13 protein-coding genes and 1 pseudogene are annotated in these 15,377 nt (G+C 34.7%); 11 read left to right on the top strand and 3 right to left on the bottom strand.

The window, feature by feature from the left end:
• Positions 1-12: 12 nt before the first annotated feature.
• From AC5LWL_RS22920 to AC5LWL_RS22910, 3 genes are all read right to left on the bottom strand, one after another.
• A complete protein-coding gene (locus tag AC5LWL_RS22920) occupies positions 13-1,191 on the bottom strand; it encodes an MFS transporter (protein ID WP_493436449.1) in 1,179 nt (392 codons plus the stop codon).
• A gap of 37 nt (positions 1,192-1,228) precedes the next feature.
• Positions 1,229-1,963: an IclR family transcriptional regulator gene (locus AC5LWL_RS22915; protein ID WP_493436448.1), complete on the bottom strand. Its 735-nt coding sequence runs from the start codon at positions 1,961-1,963 to the stop codon at positions 1,229-1,231.
• Between the two features lie 269 nt (positions 1,964-2,232).
• Positions 2,233-2,973, bottom strand: a complete 741-nt coding sequence (locus AC5LWL_RS22910; protein ID WP_493436447.1) for an IclR family transcriptional regulator — start codon at positions 2,971-2,973, stop codon at positions 2,233-2,235.
• A gap of 514 nt (positions 2,974-3,487) precedes the next feature.
• Here AC5LWL_RS22910 and AC5LWL_RS22905 point away from each other — a divergent pair.
• The 11 genes and pseudogenes from AC5LWL_RS22905 to treR all read left to right on the top strand — a co-directional run bounded on the left by AC5LWL_RS22905 (position 3,488) and on the right by treR (position 15,303).
• The gene (locus AC5LWL_RS22905; RefSeq protein WP_493436446.1) at positions 3,488-4,183 is read left to right on the top strand and encodes a helix-turn-helix transcriptional regulator; all 696 of its coding nucleotides are present in this window, start codon (positions 3,488-3,490) and stop codon (positions 4,181-4,183) included.
• A gap of 95 nt (positions 4,184-4,278) precedes the next feature.
• Positions 4,279-4,659 carry a RidA family protein gene (locus AC5LWL_RS22900; protein WP_493436445.1) on the top strand — a complete coding sequence of 127 codons (381 nt, stop codon included), beginning with the start codon at positions 4,279-4,281 and terminating at the stop codon, positions 4,657-4,659.
• Positions 4,660-4,741: 82 nt separating this feature from the next.
• A complete protein-coding gene (locus AC5LWL_RS22895; protein ID WP_493436444.1) occupies positions 4,742-5,944 on the top strand; it encodes a trans-sulfuration enzyme family protein in 1,203 nt (400 codons plus the stop codon).
• A 158-nt stretch (positions 5,945-6,102) separates the two neighbouring features.
• The gene (locus AC5LWL_RS22890) at positions 6,103-6,957 is read left to right on the top strand and encodes a transporter substrate-binding domain-containing protein (protein WP_493436443.1); all 855 of its coding nucleotides are present in this window, start codon (positions 6,103-6,105) and stop codon (positions 6,955-6,957) included.
• Positions 6,958-7,013: 56 nt separating this feature from the next.
• Entirely contained in the window at positions 7,014-7,718 is a 705-nt protein-coding gene (locus AC5LWL_RS22885) for an amino acid ABC transporter permease (protein ID WP_493436442.1), read from the top strand.
• A 15-nt stretch (positions 7,719-7,733) separates the two neighbouring features.
• The gene (locus AC5LWL_RS22880) at positions 7,734-8,441 is read left to right on the top strand and encodes an amino acid ABC transporter permease (RefSeq protein ID WP_493436441.1); all 708 of its coding nucleotides are present in this window, start codon (positions 7,734-7,736) and stop codon (positions 8,439-8,441) included.
• Between the two features lie 15 nt (positions 8,442-8,456).
• Positions 8,457-9,209: an amino acid ABC transporter ATP-binding protein gene (locus AC5LWL_RS22875; protein ID WP_493436440.1), complete on the top strand. Its 753-nt coding sequence runs from the start codon at positions 8,457-8,459 to the stop codon at positions 9,207-9,209.
• Positions 9,210-9,341: 132 nt separating this feature from the next.
• On the top strand, positions 9,342-10,361 hold the full coding sequence (locus AC5LWL_RS22870) for a uroporphyrinogen decarboxylase family protein (RefSeq protein WP_493436439.1): 1,020 nt from the start codon (positions 9,342-9,344) through the stop codon (positions 10,359-10,361).
• A 643-nt stretch (positions 10,362-11,004) separates the two neighbouring features.
• A pseudogene (gene treP / locus AC5LWL_RS22865) lies at positions 11,005-12,449 on the top strand (PTS system trehalose-specific EIIBC component).
• Positions 12,450-12,888: 439 nt separating this feature from the next.
• Positions 12,889-14,553, top strand: a complete 1,665-nt coding sequence (gene treC / locus AC5LWL_RS22860) for an alpha,alpha-phosphotrehalase (RefSeq protein ID WP_493436438.1) — start codon at positions 12,889-12,891, stop codon at positions 14,551-14,553.
• A gap of 30 nt (positions 14,554-14,583) precedes the next feature.
• A complete protein-coding gene (treR, locus tag AC5LWL_RS22855; RefSeq protein WP_493436437.1) occupies positions 14,584-15,303 on the top strand; it encodes a trehalose operon repressor in 720 nt (239 codons plus the stop codon).
• Positions 15,304-15,377: the final 74 nt, after the last annotated feature.

Raw genomic sequence — 15,377 nt, 5'->3', positions numbered from 1 at the left:
TGATTCTCTCCCTTAAAATAATTTTTGTTTTTTATCTAATGTATAATTTAATACGGCAAAAAGAGCGGCTAGTGCTGCCATAAAAGCACCAATCCAAGCCGTATCTAAATACGTTAAGTAATCGACTGCTAATCCACCTAAAGTAGATCCAATTGCAATTCCAATATTAAAAGCAGAGATATTTAATGCGGAAGCAATATCTTTAGCGGATGGTACTAATTTTTCCGCTAATGCAACAATATAAGCCTGTACGCCTGAAGACATCATAAATGCAAATAATCCTAATAATAAAATAGATACTATACTTAGATGTTTACTTGGTAAAAGCCATATTTGAAGAAGCAGAACAATTCCTTGAACAAGAAATACCCAACGCAATGCCTTCACAGGATGTTGATTTGCCATTTTTCCTCCAAGCAGGTTGCCGATTGCTACAGCAATTCCATATAAGAGAAGCAAAATGGAAATAGAGCTTGATGAATATCCACTGATTTCTTCAAGAATAGGGGCAAGATACGTAAATAAAGTAAATGTCCCTCCAAACCCTAATGCTGTCATGACTAAAGCTAAAAGGATTCGTTTATTTTTAATAAGCTGCCCGATATCCTTTAAAGTTGGTGGATTGTTTTGATTTTTAACTGGATCAATCGCGAAAAGATTGGAAATAAGACCTATTATTCCTAAAATAGCTACTGCACCGAATGTAGCGCGCCACCCTAAATTTTGGCCGATAAACGTACCTAAAGGAACTCCTGCGATGGTTGCTACTGTTAAACCTGTAAACATAATGGAAATGGCAGTACCTCTCTTGTTCACTGGTACGATATTGGAGGCTACAACAGCAGCTACTGCAAAAAATACTCCGTGTGCAACGGCTGTAATAACTCTTGATAACATCAACCATTCATAATTGGGTGAAATGGCGGATATTCCATTTCCAATCGTAAATATCGCCATCAAAATAATCAAAAATCGCTTTTTAGGAATACGTCCTGCAATGGCTGTTACGATAGGAGTCCCAATGGCTAGTGCAATGGCATATCCAGAAATAAGTGTTCCGGCTTTCGTTAAAGCAATGCCTAAGTCATTTGCAACTGTCGGCAATAAACCAACAAGGACAAATTCTGTCGTGCCAATTGCAAATGCGCTGATAGATAGTGATAATAAAGCTATATACTGCTTTGTTGTCATTTCGTTCCTAACTCCTCCCTCATAACCTTTTTCTTTGTTAAAGCAGCTTAGAAATTTGATTACTGCATTGAATGAGCCTTTTACTAAGGCTTTTATCTAATCGCTTTGTCAATCGTACAGCTGGTCCTGATAAAGTAACTGCAGCAATTACTTCATCCTTGTAGATAATAGGTGCAGCGATGCATCGTAAGCCAATTTCCGTTTCTTCGTCATCTATTGCAAACCCTTGACTCCGAATTACATTTAAATGTTGTTTTAACAAATGGGAATCTACAAAGGTATTTTTTGTATTCTGAACTAACTTTAATTCCTTCACCAAGCCTTCACGGTGATCTACATTTAAAAAAGCCATAATAACTTTTCCGAGAGCGCTTAAATGAGCAGGGGCACTTTCTCCTACCTCGGAATGACTTCTTATCGAATGTGTTCCATCAACTACCTGTGTTGTGACAACATCTGTACCATGAAGTATGCCTACATATACGGTTTCTCCAATTTCAGAACTTAACTGATAAAGAGGGGGAACCGAAATCCAGTTTAGTTTGGCATTAAAAGAAGGGTTTTTTCTTTCCAGTTTGTTCGTTGTACTATACAAATTATCAATTTTTTTTATATATCCCATTAATTCAAGTGTATAAAGCATTCGAAAGGTTGTAGATTTATTCAAAGAAAATTTTTTCATGACGTCACTTAAGCTCATGCTTTCTTCCTGCCTAAGTGCATCTAAAATCATCAGCCCTTTTTTCAGAGTGGATACTTCATATTGGCTCACTATTCTCACCTCATGTTGATTATCATAATGGCTGTAAAATAAAAAATCAAAAAAAGAATAATTGTTTCTATATATGAAACTATTATGGGATGATTGCCTATAGAATGCGTTTTCTTCGGTATGAATTTAATTTGCACCTTTTTCGTTGCTATTATATAAAGTGGATTTTTTATTTTTGTTCGTTGGGGAAAGCTTGCTGTTTTTGTGGGTTTACAATACTTGATCGAATAGAAAAACGAAATGGGGGGACCATTTCGTTTTTTTAAATATTATTTAAGCAGTTTTGAGATTTGTCTACTGCAGTGGATTAATTTTTTACTTAAATTACTATCCAGCTTTTTGGTTAAACGGACGGAGGGACCGGCTATAGCAATGGATGCGATCACATGATCTTGGTAAAGAATAGGTACGGCAACACAGCGTAAACCAATTTTCGATTCCTCATCGTCAATAGCATATCCTTTCTGGCGGATTATTTTCAAATGTTCATTGAGTGAATGAGAATCAGCAAAAGTATGTTTTGTGCTTTGTACTAATTTTAATTCCCGAATTATTTTCTCACGTTCTGTCGTTTCTAAAAAGCTAACTATGGCTTTTCCTAAAGCACTTAAATGAACAGGAGCTGTTTCTCCAACATTCGAGTTTGGTGTTAATGAATGTGTAGTGCCATCGACTACCTGTGCAGTGACGACATCTGTTCCACGAAGGATTCCGACATAAGCTGTTTCACCGATTTCCGTACTTAATTGATAAAGAGGAGGAACAGAAAGCCAATTTAAACGAGAATGATAAGGGTTTGGCTTGATGCCTATTTTACTTGTAACACTATATAAATTATTGACTTTTCTTACATAGCCCATTAATTCTAATGTGTATAATAAACGAAAAGTTGTCGATTTATTAAGTGCAAACATGGTCATCACTTCACTTAATGTCATACTACCTTCCTGTTGAAGAGCATTTAGGATAAGAAGTCCCTTTTTTAATGTAGATACCTCATATTGACTCACTATTTTCCCCTCACTATCATTTTATTATAAAATTTAAAATTAATAATAAATTCAAAAAATAAAAAAATCAATGGAATTCATCTCCTATTTAAGCGTTTAAATGCAGATTAATAGATTCTACTTTAGATAAAAAAGGTAGATCATATTCTTTCTTCTAGGTATTCGGACACTTCTTTTTCAGATATGAATTTTTCATGACTTATTTTAAAAATGGATTTTTTTTCAAATCGTTTCAAATAAAGAAACGATTTATTTTTTTTTTGCCTATTTCTTTTACGGCAGTTTATACTCGAAAAAACAAGAAAATATTTGCACGGTGAAAAATTATTTATACAATAATAATTTCTCATCAGCATTTTAATTATCTGATTTTTCACTCGATTGTGATGATTTGAGTGAAAAGGGCTTGTTTTTACTATCTTATAAAGCTAAACAGGCAGGCATGATTTTCTAGAACCTAAAAACCTACTCTAGATTAATGCAGTTCACATTAAAGAGAAAGGAAAATAAAAAAATGAGTATTGAATTACATCCCAAACTAATTCCTTATATAAAACTTGTGGATTTTTTGGGAAGTGTCATGGGAACACACTGTGAAGTAGTTCTACATGATGTACGCAATATTGAAAATTCAATTGTTGCTATTAAAAATAGTCAAATTAGCAACAGGAAGGAAGGGGGCCCCTTAACCGATTTAGCTTTAAAGATATTAAAAGATAAATCGTATGTAAAAAAAGACTTTTTAATTAATTATTCAGGGAGAACAGAAGATGGCAATATTGTAAGATCGTCTACCTTTTTTATAAAAGGTTCAGAGGGCGAAGTATTAGGAATGCTTTGTTTTAATATGGATGTAAGCTATATGGTAGATGCTCGAAATATTTTAGATAGTATAATTAATGGCTTAACAGAAGTATCCTCTAATGGGTTGCATCTCCATGGACATATACCAGGAGAAAAAAATAACCCTATTGAAGGCTTTCATACAACCATTGAGGAACTTACGGAATCGATTATCATTAAAGCACTTTCTGAAACAACCATCTCTGCTGAAAGAATGTCTCCTGATGAAAAGATAGATATTATCAAACAATTAAATGAACAGGGAATTTTTTTAATAAAAGGTTCTGTATCAGAAGTGGCAAAGTATTTAAAAACTTCAGAAGCAACAATATACAGATATTTAAATAAAATTGATTCTAAACAATAGAAAAGAGTAGTGAGCAAGATAAAGAGAAACGAAGAGTAAATAGTATTTATTTGGATTTAATTTTTGTAAAATTCGGAAAAAGGGGGATTCTTATAATGCTAGTTTTAGATACTGATACAGCACCAAAAGCAATTGGACCATATTCACAAGCAATTGAAGTAGGGGGTTTTTTATTTACATCTGGACAAATCCCAATGGACCCGCAAACAAGTGATATCGTAGGGGAAACCATCCAAGAACAAACAGAAAGAGTAATGGAAAACCTAAAAAATCTATTAAAAGCAAATGGAATAGACTTTTCTCATGTTGTTAAAACTACCTGTTTCTTAACAAACATGGAGGACTTTCCAAAATTTAATAGTGTATACGAGAAGTACTTTACAAAGCACAAACCTGCACGATCAACCGTTTCGGTATGTGAATTACCTAAAAAGGTGTTAGTAGAGGTGGAAATAATCGCAGTAAAAAATAGATGAATGAAGATATTTTATTTTTTAATTTAAAACCAGTATACATGTAACCTTTTTAACATCTACAAACAATAATGGAGGCTTTCTAATGATGGAAAAATGGAGTTTTAATACAAATATAATTCATGGTAATTCTCAACCAGATCCTCAAACGAATGCTATTTCACCAAGTATTGTTCCAGCTGTTGCTTATGCTTTTCCCAATGTAGAGACAGCGGCCAAAGCTGTTTCTGGAGAAGTTGATCTTGAATATTATGGTCGTTATAGTAATCCGACCCTTAAGATTTTGGAAGCAAAAATAGCCGCATTGGAAGGAGGAGAAGCTGCTTTAGGTGTAGCAAGCGGAATGGCAGCTATTTCTACAAGTTTGCTTGGGTTTTTAGCGGAAGGTGATCATGCCATTATTACTAAAGATGTTTATGGAGGCACGTTTAGCTTTATGACCTCTTTAGCACCAAGGTTTGGCATTCAGTATGATTTTGTCGATTGTACAAATTTAGAAACATTAGAACATGCGATTAAAACAAACACGAAAGCAATTTATATTGAGACGCCTTCTAATCCGAAATTGACCGTTTTAGACATAGAAGGAATCTCAAAGATTTCTAAAAAATATAATATTCCACTAATAGTCGATAATACGTTTATGAGTCCATATTTACAGAATCCATTAAAATTAGGGGCCGATGTGGTTGTACATAGTGCTACTAAATACATTAATGGACACGGGGATGTGGTTGCTGGTTTTATAGTTGGTAAGAAAGATATGATTCATTTTATGAGAAAGAAAATAATGGGTGATCTTGGGCAAAATCTTAATGCTTGGGAATCCTATCTTATATTAAGGGGATTAAAAACAATGGGCTTGCGTGTTCAAAGACATTGCAATAATGCGCAAAAAGTTGCTTGTTATCTTGAAAAACACCCAATGGTGGATAAAGTTTATTATCCTGGATTAACCACGCATCCGCAGCACGTAGTAGCAAAAAAACAAATGAAGGATATGGGAGGCATTGTTTCCTTTGATTTAAAAGGAGACCTTAAAATGAGCATTCAATTCATGAACTCTCTTAAACTTGCAATGATTTCCTTTAGTTTAGGAGATCCTGAAACATTAGTTCAACATCCAGCTTCGATGACTCATGCATCTATTCCATCAGCCGAGAGATTAAAATTTGGAATTACAGATAATCTAATAAGGCTTTCCATTGGACTGGAGGATGTGGAAGATATTATTGCAGATTTAGACAACGCTTTATTATCTGCACAAGAAATAAAAGCTTATTCATAACATTCATTAGAGGGGGTGATAGAGAGAAATAACTGCAGTGCACAATAAATAGATGGAACCGGTAACTAAAAAATGTATTTCAAATAAAGCAAGATAATTATCTTTTGATTGAAATGAATAGTAACTATTAAATAAACAGGATATGGAGATGATCAATAATGAATTTTATAAAAAAATGTATTCCATTTATTTTACTAGTAATGTTAATTATTACAGGGTGCTCATCAGGTGAAAAAGCTTCTACTTCTAGTAATGATAATGTCAAAAAGATTAAAGTTGCTTATGTGCAAACTGCTATCCCAATAACTTATCAAGATGATAAGGGAAATGCTACAGGCTATGACGTAGAAGCAATGAAACTTGTAGATGAACTACTTCCTGACTATGAATTTGAGTTTGTTCCAACAACAGATGATGACTTATTAATTGGCGTGGAAAACGGCAAATACAATGTTGGGATAAAAAATGCTTTTTATACAGATGCAAGAGCGGAAAAATATATTTACCCTAAAGAAAACATCGGAGCAAGTAATTCAGGATTAATAATGAGAGTAGAGGATAAGGATATTGTTCATGATTTATCGGATATGGCGAAATTAAATAAAAAATTAATTCCGATTGCTCCTCAAGATGCCCAGTATAGTTTAGTTCAAGCATATAACAAAGAAAATCCAGATAACACGTTAAAAATTGAAAGCTCTGAAAATTTTGTTGTAACAGAATGGCCAATTTGGATTTCAGAAGGTCGCTATGATGCTTGGCTTGGTGTGAAATCTGTCTACACTGCCACAATAGAATCAGAGGATGGCCCGTTCCATAATCTAAAAGATAAGCTTATATACAATGGCTTTACTGCAACAAAAACATATCCTTTATTTAATAAAAAGGAACAAGCTTTTGCAGATGCTTATGATACGGCGGTTGTAAAATTGAAAGAAGAAGGAAAGCTGAATGAATTGCTCGTTAAATTCTTAGGGGAAGATACATTTAAAATGCTAGAAGAGAATAAATAATAAAAGAAAATAGATAATCTGTACGTAGAGGAAAGAGAAAGATGGGGGTATGTGGAATGCAAGACTTTGATTTTAAAAGTATATTCTCTTATTATCCTGAAATTCTCCCTTTTTTAGGAACGACTTTTTTAACCGTCATATTTTCTGTGATTTTTGGAACGATTCTCGGTTTTTTCGTTGCAGTAGCAAAGTTAAGTCCGAATAAAATATGGAGATTAATAGCGGAGAGATATACAAATATATTAAGGTGTACTCCAGCAGTTGTTTTGCTGTTTTTGGTTTATTATGGTGTTCCAGAATTATTCCAAGCAGCATTTGGGATGAATATAAATGATATTTATAAAGGGATTTTTGTAATTATTACACTTTCGCTGTTATTTTCAGCAAATATGTCGGAAGTAATGCGATCAGCTTATGAATCAATCGATAAAGGTCAATTAGAAGCTGGAGTTAGTGTTGGCATGACAGCTACCCAGACTTTTATAAGGATTTTACTTCCGCAATGTTTTTTTATAGCCCTTCCTAATATAGGGAATGCGCTAATTGCTTTATTTCAAGAAGGAGCATTAGCATTTACTATTGGTTTTATTGACATAATGGGGAAAGCGAATTTAATTGTAGCACTTAATTATGGCGGCAATACAAAAGAAATATATATTGGTCTGGCACTTATCTATTGGGCTATTTCCATACTCATTGAAAAGAGCATGTCCATTTTTGAGCGGAAATATAAAGCGAAAATCTTATCGAAGACGGTTTAATGGAGGTGAAATAGAATGTCTTTTAATTTCGACTTTTTTATAAATACATTTTTTCTCTCCTTAACAGGGGCTTTAACTACTTTAAAAATAACAGGTGTGACACTGCTTCTATCTATTCCAATTGGATTTATCATTGCGGTAATACGAATATATAATATTCCTGTTTTAAAAAATATTTGCGCTGTTTATGTTTCTTTTATAAGAGGAACACCAATTGTTGTACAAATATTAATTATTTACAGTGCTGTTCCTAGTATATTGGCTGTTTTTTTCTCTAGTATAAACAGCTCGATTAATATATTTGATTTAAATCCAATCATCTATGCTTATATTGTATTTACTTTAAATACGATTGCAAACTTATCAGAGGTTTTCCGTTCTGCCTTGTTTACGGTGAATAAAGGGCAATTAGAAGCTGGACAATCAATAGGCTTAACGAATTTTCAAACATATAGAAGAATCATTATTCCACAAGCATTGGTAGCAGCAGTGCCAAATATATGTACGACAACGATTAATTTAACCAAATCGACATCTCTTGTTTTCCTTATGACCGTGAAAGATATTACGGCAATAGCAAAGGTGGAAGCAGGCTTTGGCTATAATTATACAGAAGCATACATTGTTGTTTGGATTATCTATTTACTATTATGCTCTGCAATAGAAGTGTTATTTAATCGATTTGAAAAAAGATTAAAAGTCTATAAATTAGGAGTTAACTAGAAATGAGGTGGACATGTGCTAGAACTGAAAAATGTTAAAAAAGCTTTTGGGGAAAATAAGATTTTAAAAGGTGTCGATATTAGTATCCATAAAGGGGATGTAACCTGCATCTTGGGGCCAAGTGGTTCTGGTAAGACAACTTTTCTTCGCTGTATTAACTTTTTAGAAAGAGCAGATGAAGGAGAGATTATCTTAGATGGGATGCACACTAATTTTAAGACAGCAAGTAAAAAAGAAATCTTGCATGTCAGAAAAAAGACTGCTTTTGTTTTTCAAAACTATAATCTCTTTAACAATAAAACAGCATTAGAAAACGTGACAGAGGGATTAATTATTGGCAGAAAGATTCCTAAAGAGGAAGCAAATGAGATAGGAAAAAAAGCCCTTGATAAAGTAGGGTTAACAGATAAATATGGATTTTACCCCTCTCAACTTTCTGGGGGACAACAACAGAGAGTAGGGATTGCCAGAGCAATAGCTGTTAACCCTGACGTTATTCTGTTTGATGAACCAACATCAGCATTAGATCCCGAACTAGTTAGTGAGGTGTTGGGGGTAATGAGGACATTAGCAAAAGAAGGCACTACCATGTTAGTAGTAACGCATGAAATGTCTTTTGCGAGAGATGTAGCGAATAAGGTTATATTTATGGACGGAGGAGTAATTGTCGAGGAAGGAATGCCCGAAGAGATATTCGGAGCACCAAAGGAAATGAGAACACAACAATTCTTAAAAAGTATAGTGAGAGATCAGGCACCTTCTATCTAAAGAGCCTTCTATAAGCTGAATGAAAAGAAATGGACGATAGTGGTGGGAGTGATAATCAGTTAGTATTCATTCCCACTATTCATTTCTAAATTAGATTTAGAACATCATAATAATTAGTTGGAGGATAAATCCATGAATGCATATGATAGAATTCGAGCAATGGTAGATGGAAAACAAGTCGATAGACCTGCCGTAAGTGTATGGAAACATTTTTTTTTAGAAGACCGCGTAGTAAATGATTTAGTAAAACGTACTTGTTCCTTTCAAGATCAAAATGATTGGGATGTTATAAAGGTGATGTCTAATGGTATTTACCTACAAGAGCAATATAACTCAAAAATTATTTGGTCTAGAAACAGCGATGAATTTCCGATTACAGTAAAACAACATATAAACGGGCCAAAAGGTTTCACTCGTTTAAAACCTGTAGACGTAAAAACGGGTGCAATCGCTAGAGAAGTGGAGGTTGCGAAAAGGCTGGTAGATAAATACAAGGGGAAAGTTCCTGTAGTTGCTACCGTTTTTACACCACTTACTTATGCCCAAGAGCTTTATAATGGTTGGCAAAACCCATGGCCCTTTTATGATTTAGTTCGTGATTATCCAGATGAATTAGAAGCTGGTCTCAAAGTATTAACGGAGGTTACAGCAAATATAATTGAAGAATTTGTTAAAGTTGGAGTGGATGGCATTTTTTATTCTAGTCAATTTGCCAATGACTTTGTCATGACTCCAGAGCTGTATAAACGTTTTGGAACGCCTTATGATTTACAAGCTTTTGAGCCTGCAGTAGGAAAAACTTGGTTTAATATCCTGCATATGCATGGACACACGGATATCTTTTTCGATTTATTTAAGGACTATCCTCTAGAGGCTTTTAGCTGGGAAGATATTCTTACTAATGTTTCTTTAAAGCAAGCAGCTGAAATAAGCGATAAAATTTTAGTTGGAGGAATTGAGAGAAATAATGATTTTAGAATAGACGATAGAAATCAACTTCTAGAACATATGGCTGGTCGTGTAAAAAATGCAGCAGCTCATGTTCCGAGCAATCGTTTAGTAATAGCTCCTGGCTGCGCCATACCAACAGATATTCCAGAGTATCGTTTTAATGTATTGAAAGAAGCAGTCGAGCTTGTTTTTGAGAAATAACTAAATAAGGAAGGGGGAATAATAAGCTGGATTATTCCCCCTTCCTACTTATTATGCATACATTTTTTAGCATATTTTAACTATTTATCCATTTAATGAGCTAACATGCACAAGGTTATTATTAGTGTTTTGTTATACGAAAGGCCTCCCATAAAAGGGTAATTCTCTCCCATATTTTCTAATTTTATAAGGAAGTTTCTTATTTTTATAGTAGAGTTAAGAAAGAGATAAAAAACTACAAATAGAATTATATGGGAGGTTGAAAAATGCGGCAACGTACAGTTGGTATACTTCTTTTTAATGAGGTAAACTTGAGCCAAAAATCCATTTTATTAATGGATTTTTTTAATATTAACATGCTGATTTAGGATATAAGTGGATGAAAGTCTTTTTTAACGTAATATGTGGTTGTTCCGAAGATATTTTTCGTTGTAGCTTTATTAAAATAAAAAAACATTGACAACGCTGTACGTACACGTTAAAATGAAAACGTAAACAATACCTATACGTACAGGACAAGAAGACTTTAAAATTTGTATATTTTTATAAAACTTCTATATTTTTCAGAAAAATGAAACCGCTATTATTTTTTTAGTTTTAGTGAAAGCGTTATCTAAATAACGGATGAAGGGAAGGAAACCCGATGAGCAAGTTCACAGATCCTGCAAAAGAGTTGCTTCAACATATTGGAGGAAAAGAGAATATTTCAACAGTTACACATTGTGCAACAAGAATGAGATTTGTTTTAAATGATCCGAGTAAGGCTGATGTAAGTAAAATAGAAGCAATCAAACTTGTTAAAGGTACTTTTACACAAGCTGGGCAATTTCAGGTGATTATTGGAAACGAGGTTTCAACATTTTATAATGAATTTATAAAAAATTCTGGAGTGAGTGAAGCTTCGAAGGACCAAGTCAAGGATGCGGCGAAGCAGAACATGAGCTGGATTCAAAGAATGATCGCCCATTTGGCAGATATATTTACGCCGCTTATTCCAGCTATCGTTGTTGGTGGTCTTATTCTTGGATTTCGAAATATTATTGGAGACATCAAACTAGTGGAAGATGGTACAAAAACACTTGTAGAGGTTTCTCAATTTTGGAGCGGCGTACACTCCTTCTTATGGTTAATTGGCGAAGCAATCTTTCATTTTCTTCCTGTTGGTATTACCTGGGCAATAGCGAAGAAAATGGGTACTACTCAAATACTCGGAATTGTACTTGGTCTTACGCTAGTGTCACCGCAATTGCTTAATGCATATGCAGTTGCAACAACAAAAGACATACCTGTATGGGACTTTGGGTTTGCACAGGTAGAAATGATTGGCTATCAGGCACAAGTTATCCCGGCCATTTTAGCAGGACTTTTATTGTCTTTCCTTGAACGTAAGCTTCGCGCTATTACGCCAAATTCTGTTTCGATGATTGTTGTTCCTTTCTTTTCTTTATTGCCAACGGTTATTATTGCGCACACTGTTCTTGGTCCAATCGGCTGGAAAATAGGTGCAGTTATTTCCGCTGGTATATACGCAGGTCTTACATCATCTTTTGGTTGCTGTTTGGGGCTGTATTTGGATTCTTCTACGCACCGCTTGTTATTACAGGGCTGCACCACATGTCCAATGCCATTGACCTTCAGTTGATGAGTCAATTCGGTGGAACAAATCTATGGCCAATGATTGCCTTATCCAATATCGCTCAAGGTTCAGCAGTTCTTGCTATGGTATACTTAAACAGAAAAAATGAAGAAGAAAAACAAGTTTCTATTCCGGCTACTATTTCCTGTTATCTTGGAGTAACAGAACCAGCTATCTTTGGTATTAACTTAAAATATGGCTTTCCGTTTATTGCAGGAATGATTGGGTCTTTAATTGCTGGTGTCATATCAGTAGGGTCTGGAGTAATGGCAAACTCCATCGGGGTTGGAGGAATACCTGGAATTCTCTCTATTCAGCCAAAGCATATGCTAATGTTTGCAGTATGTATGCTAGTAGCCATTGTTATTCCATTTTTGCTTACGATTATTCTTTCAAAAAAAACACCATTTCATTTTAAAAAAAATACAAATCTTTTTAAAGCAAAAGCTTAAGGTAATAGATAAATATGCATTAGCTTGAATAAAACGTTGTTATAGATATTGCATAGAGGAAGTTGGAATACGGAAGACCTCTACGGGATAAACGTAACCCCACGGAAAGCAAAACGTATTCAAGCTGCTGACCCATTTGAGAGCACCACTTATCAGGGGAGACATCCATGCTAATAAGGGTTCGCACCATGGCCCAAGAAAAGAAGCAGTTTCTTTAAGTTTTTGGATAGTTGAAGCAGGGAGCAGCCGGAATACACGAAGACTCCTATGGGAATTGCGGGACAGGCGAGACCCCGCAGCGCAGCGAGGAGGCTCGGCGCCCGCCCCATGGAAAGCGAAGTGTATTCCGACTGCGGACTTATCGAGAGCGTTTTTTTCTGGGTAGCTAAAAGGGAGAGTGAGCTTATCTCCCTTTTTACTTATAAAGGGAGGATTTTCTATGAAAGATTTTAAAAAAAGTGTTGTATATCAAATTTATCCTAAGTCATTTAAAGATTCAAACGGTGATGGATTTGGCGATTTAAATGGGATTATGGAAAAGCTCGATTATCTAAAAAATCTAGGAGTCGATTATCTATGGATAACACCCTTTTATGTTTCACCGCTAAAGGACAACGGATATGATGTTGCCGATTATATTTCCATTGACCCCCGTTTTGGAACAATGGCAGATTTTGAACGGTTAGTATCCGAGGCAAAAGCACGGAATATGGAAATCATGATGGATATGGTGTTTAACCATACATCAACAGAGCATGAATGGTTTCAAAAAGCGATAAAAGGTGATCAAGCATATAAAGATTACTATATCTTTAAGGAGCCGCAAGAGGATAAAGGTCTTCCAACTAATTGGATTTCTAAATTTGGCGGTTCAGCTTGGGAATATTCCGAGAAATATGGAGAATATTATCTTCATTTATTTGACGTAACACAAGCAGATTTAAACTGGGAAAATCCTAAGGTCAGACGAGAGATTTTTGATATAGTAGAATTTTGGCTAGAAAAAGGGGTAAAGGGTTTTCGTCTTGATGTGATCAATCTTATTTCGAAACCGGAAGTATTCGAAAACGATATGGAGGGAGATGGACGCAGGTTTTATACAGATGGTCCTAAAATCCATGATTATTTAAAAGAATTGAATAAAGAAACCTTCGGGAAATATGAAAATATTATCACTGTTGGAGAAATGTCCTCTACCTCGATTGACCATTGTGTCAGATATTCTCATCCTAATGAAAAGGAATTGTCCATGGTATTCAGTTTTCATCATCTAAAAGTAGATTATGAAAATGGAGAAAAATGGACAACAGTAGAATTTGATTTCAAAAAATTAAAAGAAATTCTCAGTTCCTGGCAATATGGCATGCAAGAGGGGCATGGATGGAATGCTCTTTTTTGGTGTAATCATGATCAGCCGCGTATTGTATCCCGTTTTGGCAATGATCAAAAGTATCATAAGGAATCAGCAAAGATGCTTGCTACAGCGATTCATATGCTTAGAGGGACGCCGTATATTTATCAAGGAGAAGAGCTTGGAATGACCAATCCTTATTTTTCGAGTATTGATCAATATAAAGATGTCGAGTCTATTAATTATTACAATATCCTGAAATCGGAAGGCAAAGAGGATAAGGAAATTATTTCTATTCTCCAGTCGAAATCCCGAGATAATTCAAGAACCCCAATGCAATGGGACAGTACTCAGCATTCTGGATTTACATCTGGAACTCCATGGATTCAATCGGCGAAAAATTACCTGAATATAAATGCAGAGAAAGCACTTGAAGAGCAGGATTCTGTTTTTTATCATTATCAAAACTTAATTGCTTTAAGAAAAGAATATGATGTGATTGCTTATGGGGTATACCAAGAAATTTTACCGGAGAATGAGCGCATTTTTGCCTATACACGAAGCTATAAGGATGAAATATTGTTAGTAATTAATAACTTCTATGGACAGGAATGTATTGTTGAATTGCCAGAACAAAAGCTTGTCGGTTATGAAAGCGAGCTGTTATTATCGAATTATAAAGATTCTGGCGATTCCTTTACAAATAAAATGGTTCTCCGTCCATATGAATCTGTTATTTATCTATTAAAATAGTTTAACAAATACTTCCCTATGGTGATGGAAATGAGCAGTAAATATGTAACACTTTATAGTGAGATTGTTTCTAAAATTGAAAATGGATCCTATTGTATCAATTCTAAGCTCCCATCTGAAAGCAGTTTAATGGAGCAATATGCAGTGTCTAGGGATACTGTTCGTAAAGCCTTGCATGTACTAGAGCAAAATGGATATATTCATAAAATTAAAGGAAAAGGATCCTTTGTTATGGATTTCAGCAAGTTTAATTTTCCGGTATCAGGCTTAATTAGCTTCAAAGAGCTTTCTGGAAAATTAAAGATACGGACTAATACTTTGGTACAGAAACTGGAGCTTATATCAGCGAATTCTGCCTTGCAAAAGCAGTTAGATATAAATGGTAGGGAAAAGGTTTGGCAAATATATAGAGCCAGGGAAATAGACGGAAAAAAAATTATCCTAGATAAGGATTATTTTAATAGTAGCTATATTCCAATTTTGACAGAAGAAATTTGCCAAGGTTCAATCTATAAGTATATTGAAGAGGAACTAGGACTGCAAATAGGATTTGCCAACAAAGAAATTACAGTAGAGCCATGCAATAAAGAAGATCAAGCTATTCTTGACTTGGAAAATTATCCGATGGTAGCCGTAGTCAAGAGCACGGTTCACTTGCAGGATGGAAGTTTATTTCAGTACAGCGAATCGAGACATCGTCCAGATAAATTTAAATTTACTGATTTTGCAAGACGAATAGAATTAAATTAGACGCTTTTGCCCGTTTATAAAATCCCTTTCAAAACAAAATGGAAGGGATTTTTTTTGTAAACAGAGGTGGAAAA

The organism is Niallia sp. WK069_GA_01 (genome assembly GCF_983173855.1).
The sequence above is the reverse complement of the archived record's forward strand: the minus strand, read 5'-3'. Positions and strand labels throughout refer to the sequence as shown.

What these genes read in the sequence shown, in the direction of transcription:
- AC5LWL_RS22905 (WP_493436446.1), top strand. Translation starts at nt 3,488, where the DNA reads ATGAGTATTGAATTACATCCCAAACTAATTCCTTATATAAAACTTGTG.
- treC (WP_493436438.1), top strand. Translation starts at nt 12,889, where the DNA reads ATGAAAGATTTTAAAAAAAGTGTTGTATATCAAATTTATCCTAAGTCA.
- AC5LWL_RS22895 (WP_493436444.1), top strand. Translation starts at nt 4,742, where the DNA reads ATGATGGAAAAATGGAGTTTTAATACAAATATAATTCATGGTAATTCT.
- AC5LWL_RS22880 (WP_493436441.1), top strand. Translation starts at nt 7,734, where the DNA reads ATGTCTTTTAATTTCGACTTTTTTATAAATACATTTTTTCTCTCCTTA.
- AC5LWL_RS22890 (WP_493436443.1), top strand. Translation starts at nt 6,103, where the DNA reads ATGAATTTTATAAAAAAATGTATTCCATTTATTTTACTAGTAATGTTA.
- AC5LWL_RS22870 (WP_493436439.1), top strand. Translation starts at nt 9,342, where the DNA reads ATGAATGCATATGATAGAATTCGAGCAATGGTAGATGGAAAACAAGTC.
- treR (WP_493436437.1), top strand. Translation starts at nt 14,584, where the DNA reads ATGAGCAGTAAATATGTAACACTTTATAGTGAGATTGTTTCTAAAATT.
- AC5LWL_RS22885 (WP_493436442.1), top strand. Translation starts at nt 7,014, where the DNA reads ATGCAAGACTTTGATTTTAAAAGTATATTCTCTTATTATCCTGAAATT.
- AC5LWL_RS22900 (WP_493436445.1), top strand. Translation starts at nt 4,279, where the DNA reads ATGCTAGTTTTAGATACTGATACAGCACCAAAAGCAATTGGACCATAT.
- AC5LWL_RS22920 (WP_493436449.1), bottom strand. Translation starts at nt 1,191, where the DNA reads ATGACAACAAAGCAGTATATAGCTTTATTATCACTATCTATCAGCGCA.